At 55.1% G+C, this 20529-nt stretch carries 17 protein-coding genes and 1 tRNA gene; 9 read left to right on the plus strand and 9 right to left on the minus strand.

Going from position 1 to position 20529, the window contains the following annotated elements; genetic code table 11:
* The first annotated feature begins 69 nt into the window (after window positions 1-69).
* The gene (locus tag QCD60_RS27895; protein ID WP_279790436.1) at window positions 70-984 is read left to right on the plus strand and encodes a LysR family transcriptional regulator; all 915 of its coding nucleotides are present in this window, start codon (window positions 70-72) and stop codon (window positions 982-984) included.
* An 83-nt stretch (window positions 985-1067) separates the two neighbouring features.
* Here the strand turns inward: QCD60_RS27895 and QCD60_RS27900 are convergent.
* Window positions 1068-1144 (minus strand) — tRNA-Val (locus QCD60_RS27900).
* Between the two features lie 152 nt (window positions 1145-1296).
* On the minus strand, window positions 1297-1716 hold the full coding sequence (locus QCD60_RS27905) for an Lrp/AsnC family transcriptional regulator (protein ID WP_110185859.1): 420 nt from the start codon (window positions 1714-1716) through the stop codon (window positions 1297-1299).
* Window positions 1717-1943: 227 nt separating this feature from the next.
* On the opposite strand from QCD60_RS27905, the gene yjeH reads away from it, so the two are divergent.
* Window positions 1944-3206: an L-methionine/branched-chain amino acid transporter gene (gene yjeH, locus QCD60_RS27910; protein ID WP_279790439.1), complete on the plus strand. Its 1263-nt coding sequence runs from the start codon at window positions 1944-1946 to the stop codon at window positions 3204-3206.
* A 110-nt stretch (window positions 3207-3316) separates the two neighbouring features.
* On the opposite strand, the gene QCD60_RS27915 is transcribed toward yjeH, so the two are convergent.
* Together QCD60_RS27915 and QCD60_RS27920 are read right to left on the minus strand one after the other, a co-directional pair.
* Window positions 3317-3784 carry a YbjN domain-containing protein gene (locus QCD60_RS27915; RefSeq protein WP_279790441.1) on the minus strand — a complete coding sequence of 156 codons (468 nt, stop codon included), beginning with the start codon at window positions 3782-3784 and terminating at the stop codon, window positions 3317-3319.
* Window positions 3785-3962: 178 nt separating this feature from the next.
* Window positions 3963-6254, minus strand: coding sequence for a cation-translocating P-type ATPase (locus tag QCD60_RS27920; protein WP_279790443.1), 2292 nt, complete (start codon window positions 6252-6254; stop codon window positions 3963-3965).
* Between the two features lie 141 nt (window positions 6255-6395).
* On the opposite strand from QCD60_RS27920, the gene cadR reads away from it, so the two are divergent.
* Complete coding sequence (cadR, locus tag QCD60_RS27925) at window positions 6396-6911, plus strand: Cd(II)/Pb(II)-responsive transcriptional regulator (RefSeq protein ID WP_279790445.1); 516 nt, start codon at window positions 6396-6398, stop codon at window positions 6909-6911.
* A gap of 21 nt (window positions 6912-6932) precedes the next feature.
* On the plus strand, window positions 6933-7415 hold the full coding sequence (locus tag QCD60_RS27930; RefSeq protein WP_279790448.1) for a DUF3429 domain-containing protein: 483 nt from the start codon (window positions 6933-6935) through the stop codon (window positions 7413-7415).
* 48 nt (window positions 7416-7463) lie between these two features.
* Here QCD60_RS27930 and QCD60_RS27935 read toward each other — a convergent pair whose 3' ends face one another.
* The 3 genes from QCD60_RS27935 to QCD60_RS27945 all read right to left on the minus strand — a co-directional run bounded on the left by QCD60_RS27935 (window position 7464) and on the right by QCD60_RS27945 (window position 9666).
* Window positions 7464-7973, minus strand: coding sequence for a GNAT family N-acetyltransferase (locus QCD60_RS27935; protein ID WP_279790450.1), 510 nt, complete (start codon window positions 7971-7973; stop codon window positions 7464-7466).
* Window positions 7970-8449 (minus strand): YchJ family protein, encoded by a 480-nt coding sequence (locus QCD60_RS27940; RefSeq protein ID WP_279790452.1) that lies wholly within the window; start codon window positions 8447-8449, stop codon window positions 7970-7972. Before QCD60_RS27940 ends, QCD60_RS27935 begins: the two co-directional genes overlap by 4 nt.
* 62 nt (window positions 8450-8511) lie before the next feature.
* A complete protein-coding gene (locus QCD60_RS27945; RefSeq protein ID WP_279790454.1) occupies window positions 8512-9666 on the minus strand; it encodes a GNAT family N-acetyltransferase in 1155 nt (384 codons plus the stop codon).
* Between the two features lie 410 nt (window positions 9667-10076).
* Between QCD60_RS27945 and QCD60_RS27950 the strand changes: the two genes are divergently transcribed.
* Window positions 10077-12332, plus strand: coding sequence for an arginine/lysine/ornithine decarboxylase (locus tag QCD60_RS27950; RefSeq protein ID WP_110185880.1), 2256 nt, complete (start codon window positions 10077-10079; stop codon window positions 12330-12332).
* A gap of 131 nt (window positions 12333-12463) precedes the next feature.
* On the opposite strand, the gene QCD60_RS27955 is transcribed toward QCD60_RS27950, so the two are convergent.
* A complete protein-coding gene (locus QCD60_RS27955; protein WP_279790457.1) occupies window positions 12464-13312 on the minus strand; it encodes a DUF2076 domain-containing protein in 849 nt (282 codons plus the stop codon).
* Window positions 13313-13562: 250 nt separating this feature from the next.
* Here QCD60_RS27955 and QCD60_RS27960 point away from each other — a divergent pair, with 250 nt between their 5' ends.
* Window positions 13563-14648 (plus strand): GTP-binding protein, encoded by a 1086-nt coding sequence (locus QCD60_RS27960; protein ID WP_279790459.1) that lies wholly within the window; start codon window positions 13563-13565, stop codon window positions 14646-14648.
* Window positions 14649-14860: 212 nt separating this feature from the next.
* Here QCD60_RS27960 and QCD60_RS27965 read toward each other — a convergent pair whose 3' ends face one another.
* Window positions 14861-15259 carry a nuclear transport factor 2 family protein gene (locus QCD60_RS27965; protein WP_279790461.1) on the minus strand — a complete coding sequence of 133 codons (399 nt, stop codon included), beginning with the start codon at window positions 15257-15259 and terminating at the stop codon, window positions 14861-14863.
* Window positions 15260-15318: 59 nt separating this feature from the next.
* Here QCD60_RS27965 and QCD60_RS27970 point away from each other — a divergent pair, with 59 nt between their 5' ends.
* From QCD60_RS27970 to cyoB, 3 genes are all read left to right on the plus strand, one after another.
* On the plus strand, window positions 15319-16668 hold the full coding sequence (locus tag QCD60_RS27970) for an amidohydrolase family protein (RefSeq protein ID WP_279790463.1): 1350 nt from the start codon (window positions 15319-15321) through the stop codon (window positions 16666-16668).
* Window positions 16669-17572: 904 nt separating this feature from the next.
* Window positions 17573-18523 (plus strand): ubiquinol oxidase subunit II, encoded by a 951-nt coding sequence (gene cyoA / locus QCD60_RS27975; RefSeq protein WP_279790465.1) that lies wholly within the window; start codon window positions 17573-17575, stop codon window positions 18521-18523.
* A 2-nt stretch (window positions 18524-18525) separates the two neighbouring features.
* A complete protein-coding gene (gene cyoB, locus QCD60_RS27980; RefSeq protein ID WP_279790467.1) occupies window positions 18526-20529 on the plus strand; it encodes a cytochrome o ubiquinol oxidase subunit I in 2004 nt (667 codons plus the stop codon).

The following is a 20529-nucleotide window of genomic DNA, read 5'->3' on the forward strand; positions in this document are numbered from 1 at the left end:
CTATGACTGTAGCGGTGACGGCTTTGCTATGTAAAATACGGCTTTGAGCCACCAATCGATCAAAAATGTATGGATCCTAAACACTTGATGTATCTGGCGGTGATTCTGGACAAAGGCTCCATCACTGCCGCTTCAAAGCATCTGCATGTGGCCCAGCCAACCCTGACACGCATTATTGCCACACTGGAAATGCAGGCCGGCACCCAGCTGTTTACCCGCAGTCGCTTCGGTGTGCAGAGTACCTCCATGGGTGAAGTGCTGGCGCGTGAAGGGCGGGCCATTCAGCGCAATATGGAAATAGCCCGCGAGCAGGTATCCCGCTTTCAGCTGGGGCTGAGAGAGCAGTTACGCATCGCGACCGGACCGTTGATTGGCATCGGTCTGACGCCGGAAATCATTCGCCGGGTCAGCATTGAAAAGCCACGCACCGTGCTGAATATCACCAGTGAATCCCCCGCCGCCGCCTGGGATGGGCTGCTGGATGATCGCTACGATATTGCCATCATGCCGGCACCGAACAATCAGCGACCGGCAGGCATCCAGCGCCGCCTGCTGGCTGACGACTACATTGGTATTTACTGTGGTGAGCAGCACCCGCTGGCTGGCCGCAGCGACATCAGTATTCGCGACTATGAGGCAGCGGACTGGCTGAGTTTAGGCATGTCGGCCCCCTTCGTTCGGGAGGCAGTAGAGTTACTGACAGCAGGTGGCATCAAAAATGTGCGCACCAAGGTGGTGTTCAAGAATGACGGCGTCATGCTGCTGAAAACGTTGTCGCAGGGAATGCATCTGGCGGTGTTGCCCAACCTGCCATTGGTGGCTGCACGGGATTTTGTGCGCACCGTGGAGCTGAAGCCACTGTCTGAAACCGTCATTTCACGACCGTTGTATTTGTGGTTCAAGGATGAGATTCAGCACCAGCCGGAGTTTGTGGCATTCGAGAGAATTGCGATGGAAGTCTTTAACGAGTTCAGCGCAGGCTGACCATAAAGCGATGGGCTGAGAGAAGAAAACGCACAAAGAAAAACAGCCACCCGGCTTGACCCGTAGTGGCTGTCTTCAGAATTTGGTAGGACTAACTGGACTCGAACCAGCGACCCCCACCATGTCAAGGTGGTGCTCTAACCAACTGAGCTATAGTCCTATTTCACCATCCCGCTGCAGAAACGCATCCTGTCGCGTGACGATGGGCCGCATTATACGCAGCCAGTTTTGCCACGCAAGCCCTGAAAGTAATTTTTTCTTTTCAGGGACTTATAGACGTTTGCTGCCTGCTTCCGCACATCTGCCGAGCCACTACATCTCCCACTCTTTCATGATCATGTGAGTCTTGACCCGCTGCATATTGGGAAAGCTTTCTACCGCACTGCGAATCTCGATAAGTCGCTCCATGGAGGCGGTTTCCACATAGACCATCATGTCGGTTTCTCCACTGATGGCGCAGCAGCGCTTGATCTCGGGGTAGGCACGCATCAGCGTCACGTACTTCTCACATTTGCTGTCGACATAGAACAGCTCCAGATAAGCACAGACCTGTGCCCTGTCAGCAGATGCCACTTTGGCGTGATAGCCGACGATGATGCCCTGCTCTTCCAGCTGGCGAATACGCTCACTGACGGCACTGCGGGACAAACTGACCTCTCTGGCGATCTGCGCCACCGGCATGCGGGCATCGTTACGCAACAGGCTGATGATGTGCTGGTCAAACTTGTCCACGGTATTCCTTCGCTGATCGGTGTTGAAAACGCGCTGCAGTCAGTCTGCCGGCACTTTCCGTCATTGTGACGGTGAATGCCGACAGTCTGTCAGCAGCAAGAATCAAGGGAGGCGAATACTATAGCAGCACTCGCCTCAGACGCATCTTTCCGATGGCTCGCCACCTTGTGCCCTGCGGTCGGAACCTTGCCCTGCAGCTCTGCCCTATCTGCCTGTGAGTGCTGATCATGAGTCGCCTTAATAAAGAACTGAGTCTATTGCAGGGAGTAGGTCTGCTGACGACCTCCCTGCTGGGAACGGGCATTTTCATTGTCCCTGCGGTTGCTGCTGCGGTCGCCGGACAGGCTTCACTGTGGGCCTGGTTATTGCTGATCGCACTGGTGCTGCCCATCGCCTTCACCTTTGCGCAGCTGGGTAAGCGTTTCCCCCATGCGGGCGGCGCACCACATCTGATCGGCCGGGCCTTTGGCGCACGGATGGAGCAGAGTGTGGCTTTTCTCTTTCTGGCCGTCGTCCCGGTCGGCCTGCCTGCGGCACTAAACATTGCCACGGGTTTCTGGCATGCCCTGTTCGACCTGTCACCCGCCATGGTGCTGCTGATTCAACTGGGGACGCTGGGCCTGATGGGGTTGCTCGGGCAGCGCCCTGCCAAAGCATCCGGGTTGATTCAGACTGCCATAGCCGTATTGATTGTGGCCACGGTCGCGTCATTGTGGTGGGCTGGTGATCTCCCCGCCCAGCAGCAGCCACTGCTACCGACCGCCGGAGTCGACTGGCACAGCATTCCTGCAGCGCTGGCCGTAATGTTCTGGTGTTTCGTCGGTATTGAGGCCTTTGCCCACATGGGCGAGGAATTTAAAAATCCGCAGCGCGACTTTCCTCTGGCACTGCTGATCGGTGTGCTGCTGGCCGGTCTGGTGTACTGGGCCTGCTCCGTCGCAGTACTGACCTTCGGTACTTACGGTGACGAACAGGCCAACGGCGCCTCACTACCTCATCTGATTGATCGGCTGATGGGAGGCAAAGCGCAGTGGCTGGCTGCCGTCATTGGTTATCTGGCCTGCTTCGCTTCGATCAACATCTATGTACAAGGCTTTGCCCGCCTGATCTGGAGCCTGGCCGACGAAGGCAAACTGCCCGCCGGGCTGGCACAACGTAACCAGCATGGCGTACCTGCACGTGCGTTACTGGTAGTAATTGTGACCTGTAGCAGTTTTGCCACGCTGGCGTGGTGGCAGGGTGTCTCTATTGCCGAGCTGATTCGCTATGCCAACGGTAACTTCATTCTGGTCTATCTGCTCAGCATGGCGGCAGGCTGGGTGCTGCTGCAGGGGGTGTGGCGCTGGCTGGCGGGCATCAGCACGCTGCTGTGTGTCATCACCCTCAGCGTACTGGGAATGCAGATGTTCTACGCGCTCGGCATTCTGGCGTTGTTCCTGCTGATCAGCCAGATCAGATCACGCAGCAACAAGCCTCTGCGCACCGTGTAAGACGATGCTCACGCTCCGGGTGCGTAATTGGCCAGAAAGCAAAAGAGCGAACCCACGGGCTCGCTCTTTTTCAGTATGTCTGCCAATGAGATCAGGCGATCTCCAACACGCTAGTGCAGGGTGTCAGGTTCCTGCTCATCGTTGTAGAGATAGCCCATGCGCTGGCAGTCTTCGATCACCAGCTGGGTAGTATTCAGGGTTTCCTGAATGAAATTGAGCAACTGCTCAAAGGTCAGGCCCGCCCGCAACGACAGGGTATCGCCCATTACCAGATGCGGCATGGTCTGATCATTGAGATCCACGAAGATCTTGAGGTTGGTAAATTCCATATTCAACCTCGCCGTTTCCGCCACTGCAGGCAAGATGGCTGCCGGACGAATCTCCATTTCGGTAGAGATCAGAATCACGTCCTGCTCGAAGAACAGGCGGCACTCCATTCCCTCCACCATGGCTTCCAACTCGGCAAAGTGGTAGCCATCGCAATCACCGCAACGCTCGTGGCGAATCCCAGCCTGGTCCAGCCAGTCTTCCAGCTGCTGAGCGGAGAGCCCTTTCACCACTTTATCTGAACCTTGCATCCACACCTCTACTTCACAACACTGTCCACCTGTCGCTGTCTGTCGGTTTACGCTGACAAACATCGGCCACGCTTATAACAACTAGCGATCAGGCGCCAAACAAACAAGGTGACGAACGCTACCAGATGGTCGCATGGGGCGCAATTGCAGCCGTTGCATATCCTGATTATTGTCTGGATCAGGACGGATAACGCAGCACCCGCAGGCCATTGGCGATCACCAGCAGACTGGCGCCGACATCGGCAAATACCGCCATCCATAGTGATGTCATCCCCAGTGCCGCCAGCACCACAAACAGCAGCTTGATGCCGATCGCCAGTACAAGATTCTGCTGCAACACCCTGAAGGTAAACCGCGACAGCCTGATAAAACGAGGCAATTTGCGCAGGTCATCGTCCATCAGTGCGACATCAGCGGTTTCGACAGCAATGTCGGTTCCTCCTTTCCCCATCGCGAACCCCACCTGGGCTTCGGCCAGAGCCGGCGCATCATTAATGCCATCACCAACCATACCGACCGGGGCCTGCTGAGCTAACTCCCTGATACGCAGCCATTTATCATCAGGCAGACAGTCAGCCTCAACCCGCTGGACGCCAGCCTGTTCAGCAATGGCCGCGGCCACGCGCGCATTGTCGCCGGTCAGCATCAGCGTCGTGATGCCCAGCTCATGCAACTGACGAATGGCATCGGCACTGCCAGGCTTCAGCGGATCTCGCACACTGCACAGCAGCAACGCCTCATGGTCGGTGATCAGCAACGTCACACTGCATCCATCTGTGTAGTACTGCTCTACCTGTTGCTGTTGTTGTGCTGACAGCAAGCCACGCTGTTGCGCAAACTGCGGCTTGACCAGATACAGGCTGACAGACTGTCCCTGTTCGTCTTCCAGCTGGCTCTGTAACCCTTGCCCCGGCAGCTGCGTAACCTCGGCGTGTGCCCTGCTGCCAGCGGGTGACAATGCGGTGGTGATAGCCTGAGAGACCGGGTGACTGGAGGCCGATGCCATCTGCCAGGCCCAGCGATGAATCTGCGCCTGCGGATAACGCTCGGAAAGGACTTCAAGCTGCTGCACTTCAGGCTGCCCGGCCGTAATGGTGCCGGTTTTATCCAGAGCCAGCTGTTGCAGATGACGGGCGTCCTCCAGATAGCGTCCCCCTTTGACCATCACTCCCATTCTGGCGGCGCGGGTAATACCGCTCATCAGGGTGACGGGGGTGGAAATAACCAGTGCGCAGGGGCAGGCAATCACCAGCAACACCAGTGCCCGATAGCACCACTCCAGCCAGCCTCCCCATCCCAGCAAAGGTGGCAACACCGCCATAACAACCGCCAGTGCCGCAACGGCAGGCGTATAGATACGTGAGAAGCGCTCAATCAGCGTCTGCGTTGGCGCCTGACTGTGCTGCGCCTCTTCCACCCGGCGCAGAATCTTCGCCAGCAGGGTCTCGTCAGCGGTTCGCGAAACCCGGATCTGCAATGTCGACTCGCCATTAAGCGCACCGGCCAGCACCGGATCCCCCTCGGCAACAGCGACCGGCTCACTTTCTCCGGTAATGGCGGCCTGATTGACCGACCCCTGACCTTTACTGATGTCGCCATCCAGCGGTATGCGCTGACCCGGCTTCACCCGTAACGTCTGCCCTGCTTCTACACTTTTTACCGGCACCGTCCGCCATTGTCCCAAAGCGTCCTGACACTCCGCCATCTCAGGCACCAGCGCGACCAGTTTGCCGATAGCAGAACGGGCGCTGGCCAGAGTACGGGCTTCGATCCATTCCCCGAGAACATAGAGCGTCATGACCATGGCGGCCTCAGGCCACTGCCCGATCAACACCGCGCCGGTCACAGCAATACTCATCAGACCATTGATACTGAGATTGCCGTAACGCAGGGCCTGCCAGCCCTTTTGGTAGGTCGACAGACCCGACAGCACAATAGCAACCAGTGCAAAGCCCGCGGCCAGCCATGAAGGCCCCCATTCAAACCAGTGCACCAGCTCCGAAGTAGCAGCGGCTGTCAGTGCCAGCAGCAGTTTGGGCAGCCCGGCCCAGGTTGAGCGTGCGGCAGCAGCAGGCTGTTCCGTTGAATCAGCCAAGGGTTTGCCCGGCAACCCCATGCGCTTCAACTGCTCCAGCACCCGGGCAAGCACGTCCTCACTGGCATGTACGCGCAACCGGCCTGCCGGAGTATCGAATTGCAGCCGCTGCACGCCCGCCATGTCAGTCAGGCTGTGACGGATCTGTGCTTCTTCATTGGCACAATCCAGTGCAGGTATATGCAGCAGATACTGGTAACGCCCCTGAATCTGCGCACTCTGTTCGTCAACAACGGCGGTAGCATCCTGTCCGGTATGATGGCAACCGCAGCCACCACCCTGATGACGATGAGCACCATGGGAATGGCTGTGATCGTGATCGTGATCGTGATCGTGATCGTGATCGTGATCGTGATCGTGGCGATGTAAATCCATGCTCCCTCCTTGAAAGTCGGCATATCTGAAATTATCAACTGGGAGGAATTAAAAACCCTGTAGCTGCTACAGGGTCAAGCGATGAAATCAGAATGGATTTTCATCACGTCAGACGAAAGGGAACAACCAGAGAACGTCACCATGGGAAGACAACCAACCACTTCGCGGTCAGTGGAGGAATACAAGCCAGTGCTGGAATACAAGATAGGAGAGCTGGCCAGCCTGACCAGCTGCCCGGTAGAGACCATCCGTTACTACGAGAAGCAAGGATTGCTGCCTGCCGCCAGCCGCAATCAGGCAAACTACCGGGTCTATCAGGAGGGGCATCTCAAACGCTTGCAGTTCATTCTGCACTGTCGCGCACTGGATATGACACAGGAAGAAATCCGCCTGCTGGTCACCTTGCAGGACAAACCCGACAGCCCCTGTGAGCAGGTGGACGTTCTGCTGGACAACCACCTGCAGCATGTTGAAGCCCGCATTACCCAGTTACAGCATCTGCAGGAACAGTTGCGCCTGCTGCGCAGCCAGTGTGACAATCACGGCCCGGTCAGCCGTTGCGGTATTATCGAGGGCCTTGAGCGCCTGGATGTCAGTACCGATGACCTTCATCCTGACGACACCTGCAGCCACGTATATGGCAGCCACGGTTTATAACTCAGCCAGAATCGAGACCCCATGCAGCAGTCACCGCGCCCTTCTACGACCCAGCCAGACCACAGCCAGGACATCAGTGAGCTGGCTACCCGCCTGGGCTACTTCGGCCTGATTCCCTTTCTCGGCACGATTCTGATCACGCTGGTCGGAGTCAACATGCACTTCGCCTTTACGCTGTTTATAGGCTACAGCGTCGTCATTCTGTCTTTTCTGGGTGGCATTCACTGGGGGTGGATAATGCAGGGTGCTTTGCCTGCTGCTCATGTCCGGCTGAAGCTGGCGATGCTGCCAAGCCTGCTGGCCTGGGCGGCATTGCTGGTACCGTCACTGTGGGCAGTGCCGCTGTTGGGTCTGGCCTTTATTGGCTGGTGGGCGTACGAAAGTCCGTTGATTCGTGAACGCTGGTATCGTGATGTGCGCAAGCGACTGAGCTTTGTGGTACTGGCCTGCCATCTGATCTGGTTTCTGATGTTGTGGCGAGCGGCAACGGTGGCAGCAGCCTGATTCCCCATCGGCATCCCAACTCTGAAATCTGCACAAACGCTCCACCCGTTAAGGCTTTGCGGTCAAACATTTTTCCATTCGGTAGTTAACCAGTGTTTGCTCGCCACGCCGCAGGTGATTTTTGCTTAGCAGGGTAAAACCCTGCCCGGCAAAGAAGGACAGCGCCACTTCCGAGGCGTCAACGTACAGCCTGCCCAGTCCCTGCACCAAAGCGGCAGTCTCAAGAAAACGGTATAACGCCGTCATCACACCACAACGTTGCCAGTCAGGATGGACATAGGCGCAATCGATGTGACCGTCAGCATCCAGCTCGATAAATCCGATGGGCATCTCCTGGCAGACGGCCACCCATGGGCGTTTCCCGGCCAGTCGCTGCTGCCAGCGCTCATAATCAGGAGGCTGCGGCGCCCATGCAGCTTTCTCGGCGGCGGAGTAAACAGCGTCGTCAATATGCTGGACAGCCAGGGTAAAAAGATCCGCCAGCGTACTGGCCATGGACGCCTGATAGGCGACGATATGCCAGCGGGCGCGATTTACATTGCTGCTCTTGCCTGTCATTGGCCGCAGCACTTTTTGAATTTCTTGCCACTACCGCACGGGCATGGGTCATTGCGCCCGGCCTGACGACTCACGGCGGGAGGATTGATGACACCATCGACATAAAACCAGCATCCCTGCTCACGAACAAATCTGGAACGCTCATGCAACACCTTGAGAACATTGTTCTCACTGAAGAACGCACGAAACTCGACTTCGCCTGAATCCGCATGAGCGGAGCTGTTCAGCACCTGCAGACGTTGCCAGTCGGTATCCCGACGCGACAGCTCACTGGCACTCAGACCCTGCCGTTTACTGACATGCCAGGTATCCAGCAAATACTGACCCAGATTCCCCAGCGCGAACGCAGCATAACGTGAACGCATCAGCGCCTCAGGGGTGGTTGCGACCTGCCCTCCCCTATGTAGAGGCTGGCAGCATTGGTGATATAGACGGCCTGATCCACAGGGGCATGATGTCGAAGCTAAATCAGTCATCAGTGATGTCTTGTCAGAAGGTTAAAGGAAGGGAAATTGTACAGTGCTGCTAGCGCCAGCCGTTATTCACTGCTGTCCTCATTTCGATAAGGGAGATAGCTCAGTGCATCGGCATAGTAGCGATGAATAGCAGCTCGTTCCTGCAGCAGAAATTCTTCCACTGCCTCATGCAGGCCCGGTTGTAACAAGTGCCAGGATGAAGTGAGCTGAGGCTCGAAACCACGAATCAGCTTGTGCTCCCCCTGAGCGCCCGCATCAAAGTGCGCAAGACCTTCCGCAATACAGAGATCGATACCCTGATAGAAGCAGGTCTCGAAATGCAGCTTGTCATACTCATCCAGGCATCCCCAATAACGCCCGTACAGCGTATTGCCTCCGGTAAGAAAGAACGCAGCCGCCACTTCCTGCTCTCCGGCATAAGCCACTACCAGCCGGATGGATTCAGCCATGTGTTCAGCCAACTGTAGAAAAAATGCCAGACTGAGATAAGGTCGCTGACCGCGCTTGAGGTAGGTCGCCGCGTAAAACGTAAAGAACTGCCGCCACAAACGCTCATCGACCTCATCGCCATGAAAGGCCCTGAAGCTGATGCCCTGCGCGGTCACCTGGGCACGTTCCTTACGGAAGTTTTTACGCTTGCGTGAGGTACACACCGCCAGAAAGTCGTCGAAGCTGCTATAGCTGCGATTATGCCAGTGATACTGACACCCGAGTCGTAGTAACCAGCCCGACTCTTCCAGCTGCCGGTCAAAGGTGGGATGCGGGAATAATAAATGAGCACCCGACAGGCCATGCTGCAACACACTGGCCGTCACCACCTCAATCAGGCGCTGGGCATGGGCCGCCTCACGCGCAAGAATACGAGGCCCTGTGACCGGGCTGAAAGGGACCGCTGACAACAACTTGGGGTAGTAGCGTCCCCCTGCCCGTTCCCAGGCATCGGCCCACTGATAGTCAAATACGTATTCGCCACGGGAATGATGCTTCTCATAGAGGGGCATTGCCGCCACCAGTTGCCCCTCACTGCGTGCCACAAGGTGAGCCGGTATCCAGCCCGTCTGATCGCTGACCGCGCCGCTGACTTCAAGGGCGTGCAGAAACTCATGACGCAGAAAGGGGTAGTGATTCCCCAACAGGGCATTCCATTCCCCGGCATCAACATCGGCCATGGAAGAAACCGACTCAATGGTCACTGCCTTTACCTGTTGCCCTGTCACTTATACTGCTCCTGTATTACCAACAGACCATCTGCTACTGCATACTCAAAGGACAATCGCCCAGCGATAGATACGCTCACCCATCTTGCCCCACCCGCCCAAGCCCGGCAAAGTCGCCTTTGTGACGGCCGCAGTGTACTCACTGTCGATAAAAATACCTGCGCTCAGCAGGACTCTGTAACAAAACCGTCCGCATTTGGGTTGGATTATCTACCACCAAGGGCCATAGCAAATAAACACTAGGTTTCTGGAGGTTTTGGCCTCACAATGCACCCCGAATTCGATCGCGGACCTGACCGAGACATGAGTCAAAGCACGCCTCCCTGCTGATCGTTTTCAAGGTTCCGGACTATGGTCCTGCCTTCCCTCCGGAAACCGTACATTCACCTCTCATGCAAATGGCGCTGCACATGAAATTTCGCTTTCCTGTCGTCATCATCGACGAAGATTTTCGTTCTGAAAACATTTCCGGCTCCGGCATTCGCGATCTGGCCGATGCCATCAGTAAGGAAGGCCTGGAAGTCGTAGGACTGACCAGTTATGGGGATCTCACCGCCTTCGCCCAACAGGCGAGCCGGGCATCCTGTTTCATTCTCTCAATTGATGACGAAGAATTTGGCGATGGCAGTGTCGAAGCGGTTGATACTGCACTGGCATCCGTACGTGAGTTCATTACAGCGGTACGTCGCCGCAATACCGATATTCCGGTATTCCTGTACGGTGAAACCCGCACGTCACGTCATATCCCCAATGAAATTCTGCGCGAACTGCACGGCTTCATTCATATGTTTGAAGACACCGCCGAGTTCGTCGCCCGCCACATCATCCGTGAAGCCAACAAGTATCTGGAATCACTGGCACCGCCCTTCTTCCGTGCCCTGATGCATTACGCCAGCGACAGTTCCTATTCCTGGCACTGCCCGGGTCACTCAGGCGGTGTGGCATTCCTGAAAAGCCCGGTCGGCCAGATGTTCCACCAGTTCTTTGGTGAAAACATGCTGCGTGCTGACGTCTGTAACGCTGTAGAAGAGCTGGGCCAGCTGCTGGACCACACCGGCCCGGTTAACAAGAGCGAAAACAACGCTGCGCGCATTTTCGGCTGTGACCACCTGTTCTTTGTCACCAACGGTACCTCCACCTCCAACAAGGTGGTATGGCACTCTACCGTTGCGCCGGGCGACATCGTGGTCGTTGACCGCAACTGCCATAAGTCCATCCTGCACTCGATCATCATGACCGGCGCGATTCCGGTGTTTCTGATGCCGACCCGCAACCACTACGGCATCATCGGTCCGATTCCGAAGAGCGAGTTTGACCCGGAAACCATCCGTAAGAAGATTGAAGCCAATCCTTTTGCGCGCAACGCTACCAACAAGAAGCCACGTATTCTGACCATTACTCAGAGTACCTACGACGGCATTCTGTATAACGTTGAAGAAATCAAGGACATGCTGGGCTCGACCATCGACACCCTGCACTTTGATGAAGCCTGGCTGCCCCATGCGGCGTTCCATGATTTTTACCGCAACATGCATGCCATCGGCAGTGGTCGCCCACGCTCGGAAGAAACCCTGGTGTTCGCTACCCAGTCCACTCACAAGCTGCTGGCCGGTCTGTCTCAGGCCTCACAGATTCTGGTGCAGGACAGCAAGTCACGGAAGCTGGACACCCACCGCTTCAACGAATCCTACCTGATGCACTCCTCTACCAGCCCGCAGTACGCCATTATTGCGTCCTGCGACGTGGCTGCCGCCATGATGGAGCCGCCCGGCGGTACCGCACTGGTTGAAGAGTCCATTCTGGAAGCACTGGATTTCCGCCGCGCCATGCGCAAGGTGGACGCCGAGTACGGTGATGACTGGTGGTTCAGGGTCTGGGGACCGGAAACTCTGGCCGATGAAGGCATTGGTGACCGGGATGACTGGGTTATTCATACCAATGATACCTGGCATGGTTTCGGCCAGATCGATTCGGGCTTCAACATGCTTGATCCGATCAAGGCAACCATCATCAACCCCGGCCTGGATATGGACGGTAACTTCGATGAGATCGGTATTCCTGCTGCCATCGTCAGCAAGTACCTGGCCGAACACGGCATCATCATCGAGAAGACGGGGCTGTACTCCTTCTTCATCATGTTTACCATCGGTATCACCAAAGGCCGCTGGAACTCCATGGTCACCGAGCTTCAGCAGTTCAAGGACGATTACGACCAGAACCTGCCGCTGTGGCGCATCATGCCGGAGTTTGCCGCACAGAACCCGCAATACGAGAAAGTCGGCCTGCGCGATCTGTGTACCGACATCCACAACGTATACAAACAGTACGATCTGGCCAAGATCACCACTGAGATGTACCTGTCCAACATCGAACCGGCAATGACGCCTGCCGATGCCTGGGCAAAAATGGCACACCGTCAGATCGAGCGCGTCGCTATTGACGAGCTTGAAGGTCGGGTTACCGCCATGCTGGTAACACCTTACCCACCCGGCATCCCGCTGCTGATTCCTGGTGAGCGTTTCAACCGCACTATCGTCCGTTATCTGCAGTTTGTCCGTGATTTCAACTCCCGCTTCCCGGGCTTTGAGACTGACTGCCACGGCTTGGTGCGCGAGAAGATCAATGGTGTCGATACCTATTTTGTCGACGCTGTTATCGGTGCCTGATCAGGGCCACAGATACAATAAAGCACTCAGATACAACAAGGGGCACATCATGTGCCCCTTGTTGTATCTGACCGTCATAGTCTGGATGACCTGCAGCGCTGCCACTCTACCAGCAAGCGCAGAATGGCAGTTTAAACGAAATCATCGTCGTCAAAACCGCCCATATCGCCGTCATCATAGCCACCGAAATCAGCCTGATTGTCACTTAACCCACTCCCCCAATCATTCCCACCCTGATTGTAGGACGTGTCAGTCCAGCCATTCTGATACTCGCCCCCACTATCCAGACCCGTGGTTGTCGTACCGGGCGCCTCATTATAGATATTGACGATCTCTTCCGTTGGTGCCGCACCACCTGCCAGCCCACCGAGACCACTGTGATGACTGAACAGGCTGCTGATGCTCTCTGCCAGCAAGACACCGCCCGCGACACCCGCCGCCGTCTGCAATGCCCCTCCAAGAAAGCCTCGACCAGCGTTTGCCGCGGGCGCTGTCTGCGCCTGCTGGAAGGCAGGATTAGGAGCATAGCCCTGACCTGCCTGAGGCGGGTAGGCGTTGGCCTGCGCAGGAGCAGCCCCTACAGGGCGCCCCCACTGGCTTGCCTGAGGTGAAGCATTATTCTGCTGTCCCCAGCTGGTATCGTTCGGCCGTGACTGAGACTGCCCGCCCCCCAGTCCAAACAAACTGGACAGAAATCCGCCCTGGCTGCCAGCGCTCTGGCTTCGAGCAGAAGCCTGCGCCAGCTGCTGATTTAACTGGCGATTCTGCTCTTCCAGGCCTTTGACCTGTTGCTCCATACGCTTGAGTGCTTCTTCCTGCACGAGCAGCACCTGAGCCATGTAATAACCCGCATTCCCCTGCTCACTCAGGTGACTACTGATGACCTTCTCGGCCTCCTCATCGCGCACGGGTGATTGCTGCGCCGCCTGTTTAAGACGTGAAAACAAGCCATCGATCAATTGACGTTCGTCGTTATTCATACTGCGATCACCTCTTCCGGGCTCAATCAGGTATTGGCCATGATAACTGACCAAAATAGACCTTCTTTAGATGGAGACGTTCCAGCCGATTTGGGTTTCCAAATGCTTCCTTGCGCTTCAAACAACGCCTTATACATGGCACAACGCTGAAGGTTGAAGAAAGAAAACTGCGCGCCCTACTCGAAACTCGCCTCTATTGACCCCACCTTCAGGCGATTGACCAATCCTCAGGAAGACAAAGGATCACATCGTGTTGCGACAGATACCGACCAATGTCATTACAGGCTTTCTTGGCTCCGGCAAGACGACACTGATCAACCAGCTACTGGCAAGCAAGCCGGAAAATGAACGCTGGGCCATTCTGGTCAACGAGTTCGGACAGATTGGGGTCGATCAGGCGGCATTTGCTGCAGAGAATGGCATTTTCATCAAAGAGATGGCCGGGGGGTGCATGTGCTGCGCCCTCGGCCCCAGCTTGCAGGTCGGCTTAGCTGCACTATTGCGTCAGTCCAGGCCCGACCGCCTGCTGATTGAGCCAACCGGCCTGGGTCATCCTGAAGGCATCATTGACACCCTGCAGTCAGAAGCATTCCGCCAGGCGCTGGATGTGCGGGCCACGATTTGCCTGCTGGACCCACGCAACCTGCAGCGGCCCGACGTGCTGGCCAACCCAACCTTTCAGGACCAGCTGAGCCTTGCTGACGTGATCGTCGTCAGTAAATGTGATATCGCTGCAACTGACCTGATCAAGCTGGCCGAAGCCAGCAGCCTGAACATGTACCCTCCCAAACAAGCCGTGGTGCAGGCACATGCAGGCCATATCGACCCGAACCTGCTCGATGTTGTGCGCGCTGGTACTCCACAGCGTCCCTTTACTCCCAGCGGCGCTCCTGAACTTCAGGAAATACTGGAAGGCACTACTACTGAAAACAGTAACACAGCATTTACCAGCGCTTCCGAAGGTCTCTTTACTGCCGTAACGGAGCCACTCGCAGGCTCAAAGCTCACCCCCGTTGTGGAGCATCCTCATCCCGGCAAGCCAATTCGCCGCAGCGGCAGCAATGGGGACTTCAGCAGCGTCGGCTGGCAGTTTCATCGCGATGACGTATTCGATTACACAAAACTGGAGCCTGTGCTGACAGCCATTACGTCGGCCATCAGAGTAAAAGGCGTATTTCGCATTGGCGACGCCTGGCTGCTGTTCAATCAGGTACTGGGGGAGTTTGACTACCACCGTCTGGCCTGGCGTCGCGACTCAAGACTGGAAATCATCAGCCAGCAGCCACTGGACTGGGATAGCATCGAGCAACAGGTCATCGCCTGCATCGAGCATTAACAGGTCGTTGAAAAGCTATCTGCGTTGCCGAATACCGCGTCAAAAACAGGCTCAAAATGCTCATTTAGTTCACTAAACTCCGCTTTTTCGCCTGTTTCTTGTGCCCTCGGGGTATTTCCTTGTCTCGGCTGCCTCGATAACGTTTTTCAACAGCCTGTTAAGGGCACACTGACGACTGCCTGTGTGGCAGTCGTCAAATCAAAAGGTGTAGATCAACTTTTCGCTATAGCCGGTGCCAGAATCCACTCGGCACTGTCATTCCAGACGTCCATGCGCACAATCTTGCCGCCAGCCACCTCATAACGATCCACGTAACGGTTACCAGAAAAGCTGCGCCCGTCCGGCCACTCGCCATAAAGCGTGCCTGTCGCATATACAACGACCACGCTCTCTTTTTCCATGCAGTCAAAATCCCCCAGCAGTTTCTTCACCCACCGGTAACGGCTGGCATTGAAAGTGGTTATTTCAGTTGCACTTGCCATTGCCCTGCCACCGGTGAACGTAATTACAACCCCGTCCGCCATATAGCTGGCCGCCTTGACCGGGTCTGGCGCCATGGAAGCCGCCAAAAAATCTCTAACTATGTCTATGGCTGTTTGCGCAGACGGCATAAGCATTTTCTCCTGCTGTAAGGTTCACTGAGAAATCAGGCAGAGAAATTGCTAGCAATTTGGAAGCCATTGTTAGCAAAAAATACCGTTTTGCTAACAACTTACCTCAGCGACAGTCTCGCTTTACCGATTCACAACAGAGGTCACACCCGATGTCATTGACACACTTGAGCAACTTGCGCCTTCTGGATCATCCAGACATCACCTCTGAACTGTGGATAGAAGATGGCTATTTTGTTGAGCCTCCGACCGACGCCCTGAGATCAGATACAGAGATTGAGCACAGGGACATGGATAATGCGCTGATTCTGCCCGGCTTGATCGAAACCCATATCCATCTGGACAAAGCCTGCATCATGGATCGCTGCCATTTGCAGCACGGTACGCTCGAAGAAGCCATTGCTCTGACCAGTAAGGCCAAACAAGGCTTCAGTGAGGTAGATATTTATCAACGTGGTGCACACGTCATTGAGCGTGCCATCACACAGGGCACCACCCACATGCGAACCCATGTTGAAATAGATCCAGGTATCGGCCTCAAAGGCTTCGAGGCCATTCGACGGCTGCAAGCCGATTACGCATGGGCAGTGACCCTGCAAATTTGTGTCTTTCCGCAGGAAGGAATGCTCAACAAGCCGGGAACGGAAACGCTGCTCATAGAATGCCTGCAACAGGGCGCGGAGGTACTTGGCGGCTGCCCCTACACAGATAGCGACCCAACGGGCCAGATTGAGCGGCTGTTTGCGTTAGCCCATCAATACGATCGCGATCTGGACTTTCATCTCGACTTTGACCTGATGGATGATCTGACGAATCTGGAAAAGGTCATAGAGCAAACGCATCACTATGGCTGGCACGGAAGAGTGACCTTAGGCCATGTCACCCGGTTGTCGGCAGTCTCCCATACAGACTTGCTTGGTACAGCGAAGAAGCTGGCTACGGCAGGTATTCAGCTTACCTGCCTTCCCGCAACGGATCTGTTCCTGATGGGCAGGCAATACGATCACCTGATACCACGGGGAGTAAGCCCGATCCATATTCTTCAGCAACAGGGAATGTGCTGCTCACTCTCAACCAACAATGTCCGTAATCCGTTTACCCCTTTGGGCGATGCTTCGCTACTCCGTATCGCTAATCTCTATGCCAACATTGCTCAGCTGGGAACAGATAAACAGCTGGAGCAATGCCTGCACTGGATCACCAAACACTCGGCGCAACTCCTGCGACTGGAAAACTATGGTTTACACCCTGGCTGTAGAGCAGACTTTATCGTGATGGACAGTACAGATGGGCCGCAGACTATAGCGGAAATACGTCCCCCTCTGATGGGATTCAAGAGTGGCAAACAGACATTCTGCCGGCCAGCGGCAACGCTGCTCAAACCGGCGAAACAGCAATCAGACGCCTGAAGCTTTTAGCAGCGCAGCGACTACTCCCAATGGCAGAACACATAATACGAACGATGCCATTACGGCAGATATGACCTGCTGAATTTAGGAATTGATCTAAAGTACCGCAGCGCTTATGCCTATACTAACTCACTCATGGCATACAAACTGGTAACTTCAGGACCTGACGACCAGACAATACCGTGACCAGTCAGGCTCCGTTTCAGGTGCGACCTGCCTCAGTTGAAAGCAAAGCTGAAAGACAGAACAAACGGACTGTTCTACAACTAATTATCGAGCTCTGTCCGTCCACCCAGTAAGCTTACAAGCCGCGAAAACACTCGACCCCGTCGTACTGGAGCATAGTCTGGTCGCTTCTGGATACCGGTTGAAACGAGCAGAAGTGATCATCAATAAATGGCACATTAACAGCGACAAAATGTCGCATGGCTGCTATACTGCGGCCCGCTCGACGCTGGTATGAATCGACCTGATTCATGTCACAGCATCAAAAAGAATTCAGGTTACCGCCCTGTTAGCACGACAGTGTAGTGGCCGAAGAACAAATGAAGCACAGAGTTAGTACGTGAACCGCGGAATCAGGATAACTTAAGGATAGAAGTTGCAGATACGGAGGTAACTCTCCCACCACGGCCAGCACATGCAGTAACATGGCGCCCCCTGTGACAGGGTCAGCGCTCGGCTGAGCACTGACCTTTGTGGAAGAAGTCCAAACGCTGCATTCGTCCATGATTTATCAATGATTCAGATCAATACATCATACTTTTCAGAACAGACACCTCTGCTAATCGCGAAGTGTTCAGTTAAGGTATGTGACCCCGCGGCAGTACGCCTGTAGCTATCAAGAATCTGTGATCCCCTTTCCCTTTCTGACATTACATTTGTGAGGTAATGAGGCTGTGAGATGAAAAAAAAAACCTGTCTAAGTTTGATGAAGGCGTCTGGCCTGCTCGCTGCACTGTTCCTAAGTGGCTGCGACGACTGGGTGCTGATGGATCCCAAGGGGCCGATAGGCCAAAGCGGTAAATCGCTGATTCTTACTGCCACATGGCTGATGCTAATCGTGGTTGTCCCGGTCATTATCATGACCCTCGTTTTTGCCTGGAAATATCGCGCTTCCAACAAGAACGCCACTTACGCTCCCAAATGGGCACACTCCCACGCCATTGAAGTGGTAGTCTGGTTCATTCCTTGCGTCATCATCGGCGTTCTGGCGTTGATCACCTGGAAAACCACCCACGAACTGGACCCCTACAAGCCTCTTGAATCTGAAGTGAAGCCACTTCACGTTCAGGTAGTCGCTCTGGACTGGAAATGGTTGTTCATCTACCCCGAGCAGAACATTGCCTCAGTCAACGAACTGGCTATCCCCACCGGAACACCAATTGCGTTTGACATCACTTCTGCCTCGGTAATGAACGCTTTCTTCATTCCACAGCTGGGTAGCCAGATTTATGCCATGGCGGGCATGAACACCAAACTGCACCTGCTGGCTGACGAACCCGGTACTTACATGGGTATGTCTGCCAACTACAGCGGCAGCGGTTTCTCTGGCATGAAATTCGACACTCTGGCCATGTCCACTACGGACTTCAATGCCTGGGTAGAGAAGGTCAAAGCCGCACCTCAGCCTCTTGAGAAAGAACAGTACACCGAGCTGGTCAAGCCCAGCGAAGCCAACCCTGTTGCACACTTCTCATCCGTAGAATCCAATCTGTATCAGTCCATCCTGAACAGTTATGGCTCTTACTGCCAATCTCCTTCTGCGACTGCACTGAACTCTCACGAAGCCCTGAACAGCAAGGCCGGTGATGAAGCTCAGCAAGTCAGCATGAACGTGGCTTCTGAGGAATAACAATGTTTGGAAAATTAACGCTAGACTCGTTTCCCTTCCATGAGCCGATTATCGTCGTTACTGTAAGTATCATTCTGCTCGCCGGCCTTGCCGTCGTTGCCGGTCTGACCTACTTCCAGAAATGGGGCTACCTGTGGTCCGAGTGGCTGACTTCTGTCGACCACAAAAAAATCGGTGTCATGTACATCTTCGTTGCCATGCTGATGCTGGTGCGCGGCTTTGCCGATGCCATCATGATGCGTACCCAGCTCGCCCTTGCCGATGCAGGTAGCGCGGGCTACTTACCTCCTGAGCACTATGACCAGATCTTCACCGCTCACGGTGTGATCATGATCATCTTTATGGCCATGCCATTCATGATCGGTCTGTTCAACATTGTCGTTCCCCTGCAGATCGGTGCTCGTGACGTTGCCTTCCCTTTCCTGAACTCTGTCAGCTTCTGGCTGTTCGTAGTAGGTGTGGTGCTGATCAACCTGTCTCTGGGTATCGGCGAGTTCGCACGCACCGGCTGGCTGGCTTACCCGCCACTATCGGAGGCGACGTACAGCCCTGGCGTAGGTGTTGACTACTACATCTGGGCACTACAGATATCCGGTATCGGTACTACCCTGACAGGTGTTAACTTCTTCGTGACCATCATGAAGATGCGCGCTCCTGGCATGCGCCTGATGCAGATGCCTGTCTTCACTTGGACTGCACTGTGCTCCAACATCATCATCATGGGCGCTTTCCCCATGCTGACTGTTGCTCTGGCTCTGCTGACTTTTGACCGCTACCTGGGCATGCACTTCTTCACCAACACCGCTGGTGGAGACCCCATGCTGTACGTCAACCTGATCTGGGCCTGGGGTCACCCCGAGGTATACATCCTGATTCTGCCGGCTTTCGGCGTGTTCTCAGAAGTAACAGCCACTTTCTCGACCAAGCGTCTGTTTGCCTATAGCTCAATGGTATACGCAACTGCGGCCATTGCCGTACTGTCCTTCGTCGTCTGGCTGCACCACTTCTTTACCATGGGCTCTGGCGCTAACGTCAACGCCTTCTTCGGTATTGCCACCATGATCATTGCCATCCCGACCGGGGTGAAGATTTTCAACTGGCTATTTACCATGTACCGTGGCCGCGTGCAGTTCAATGCTCCCATTCTCTGGACCATTGGCTTCATGATCACCTTCTCTATCGGTGGTATGACCGGCGTACTGCTGGCCGTCCCTGGTGCAGACTTCCTGCTGCATAACAGCCTGTTCCTGATCGCTCACTTCCACAACGTAATTATCGGTGGCGTGGTGTTCGGTTACCTGGCTGGTTTTGGCTACTGGTTCCCGAAAGTATTCGGCTTCACCCTGAACGACAAATGGGGCCGCCGTGCATTCTGGGGCTGGCTGGTAGGTTTCTATGTAGCCTTCGTACCTCTGTACATCCTGGGCTTCATGGGCATGACCCGTCGCCTGAACCACTATGACAACCCAGCCTGGCACCCATATCTGGTAGTCGCGGCTATCGGTGCGTTCATCATTCTGGGCGGCATCCTGTGCCAGTTCATCCAGCTGTACGTCAGTATCCGTGACCGCAAGGACAACATGGATGTTACTGGTGACCCCTGGAATGCACGCACACTGGAATGGTCCATCTCCTCTCCACCCCCCTTCTACAACTTCGCGCATATGCCGAACGTAGAAGACCTGGATGCCCACTGGGACAACAAAGAGAAAGGTATTGCCTACAAGCGCCCTGCTTCTTTTGAGAAGATCCACATGCCGAAGAACGCAGCTGCTGGTGTCATCATCGGCCTGTTCTCTGTAGGCCTTGGCTTTGGCTTGATCTGGTACATCTGGTGGATGGTAATCCTCAGTGCCGCCGGCATTCTGGCCACCATGATTGTTCGTGCGTTCAACGAAGATGTTGACTATTACGTTCAGGTAGACGAAGTGGCACGCATTGAAAACGCGCATCACGACGTGCTTGAGAAAAACGCATCTAGCCACCCCTTCGTAACCCAGGTGTAA

The sequence above is a fragment of the Pokkaliibacter sp. MBI-7 genome (assembly GCF_029846635.1).
In the GTDB taxonomy this organism is placed as follows: domain Bacteria; phylum Pseudomonadota; class Gammaproteobacteria; order Pseudomonadales; family Balneatricaceae; genus Pokkaliibacter.

Bases quoted from the DNA above. Each gene is read 5' to 3' on its own strand.
- QCD60_RS27895 (WP_279790436.1), top strand. From the start codon at position 70: ATGGATCCTAAACACTTGATGTATCTGGCGGTGATTCTGGACAAAGGC.
- yjeH (WP_279790439.1), top strand. From the start codon at position 1,944: ATGAGTCGCCTTAATAAAGAACTGAGTCTATTGCAGGGAGTAGGTCTG.
- QCD60_RS27915 (WP_279790441.1), bottom strand. From the start codon at position 3,784: ATGCAAGGTTCAGATAAAGTGGTGAAAGGGCTCTCCGCTCAGCAGCTG.
- QCD60_RS27920 (WP_279790443.1), bottom strand. From the start codon at position 6,254: ATGGATTTACATCGCCACGATCACGATCACGATCACGATCACGATCAC.
- cadR (WP_279790445.1), top strand. From the start codon at position 6,396: ATGGGAAGACAACCAACCACTTCGCGGTCAGTGGAGGAATACAAGCCA.
- QCD60_RS27930 (WP_279790448.1), top strand. From the start codon at position 6,933: ATGCAGCAGTCACCGCGCCCTTCTACGACCCAGCCAGACCACAGCCAG.
- QCD60_RS27935 (WP_279790450.1), bottom strand. From the start codon at position 7,973: ATGACAGGCAAGAGCAGCAATGTAAATCGCGCCCGCTGGCATATCGTC.
- QCD60_RS27940 (WP_279790452.1), bottom strand. From the start codon at position 8,449: ATGACTGATTTAGCTTCGACATCATGCCCCTGTGGATCAGGCCGTCTA.
- QCD60_RS27950 (WP_110185880.1), top strand. From the start codon at position 10,077: ATGAAATTTCGCTTTCCTGTCGTCATCATCGACGAAGATTTTCGTTCT.
- QCD60_RS27955 (WP_279790457.1), bottom strand. From the start codon at position 13,312: ATGAATAACGACGAACGTCAATTGATCGATGGCTTGTTTTCACGTCTT.
- QCD60_RS27965 (WP_279790461.1), bottom strand. From the start codon at position 15,259: ATGCCGTCTGCGCAAACAGCCATAGACATAGTTAGAGATTTTTTGGCG.
- cyoA (WP_279790465.1), top strand. From the start codon at position 17,573: ATGAAAAAAAAAACCTGTCTAAGTTTGATGAAGGCGTCTGGCCTGCTC.
- cyoB (WP_279790467.1), top strand. From the start codon at position 18,526: ATGTTTGGAAAATTAACGCTAGACTCGTTTCCCTTCCATGAGCCGATT.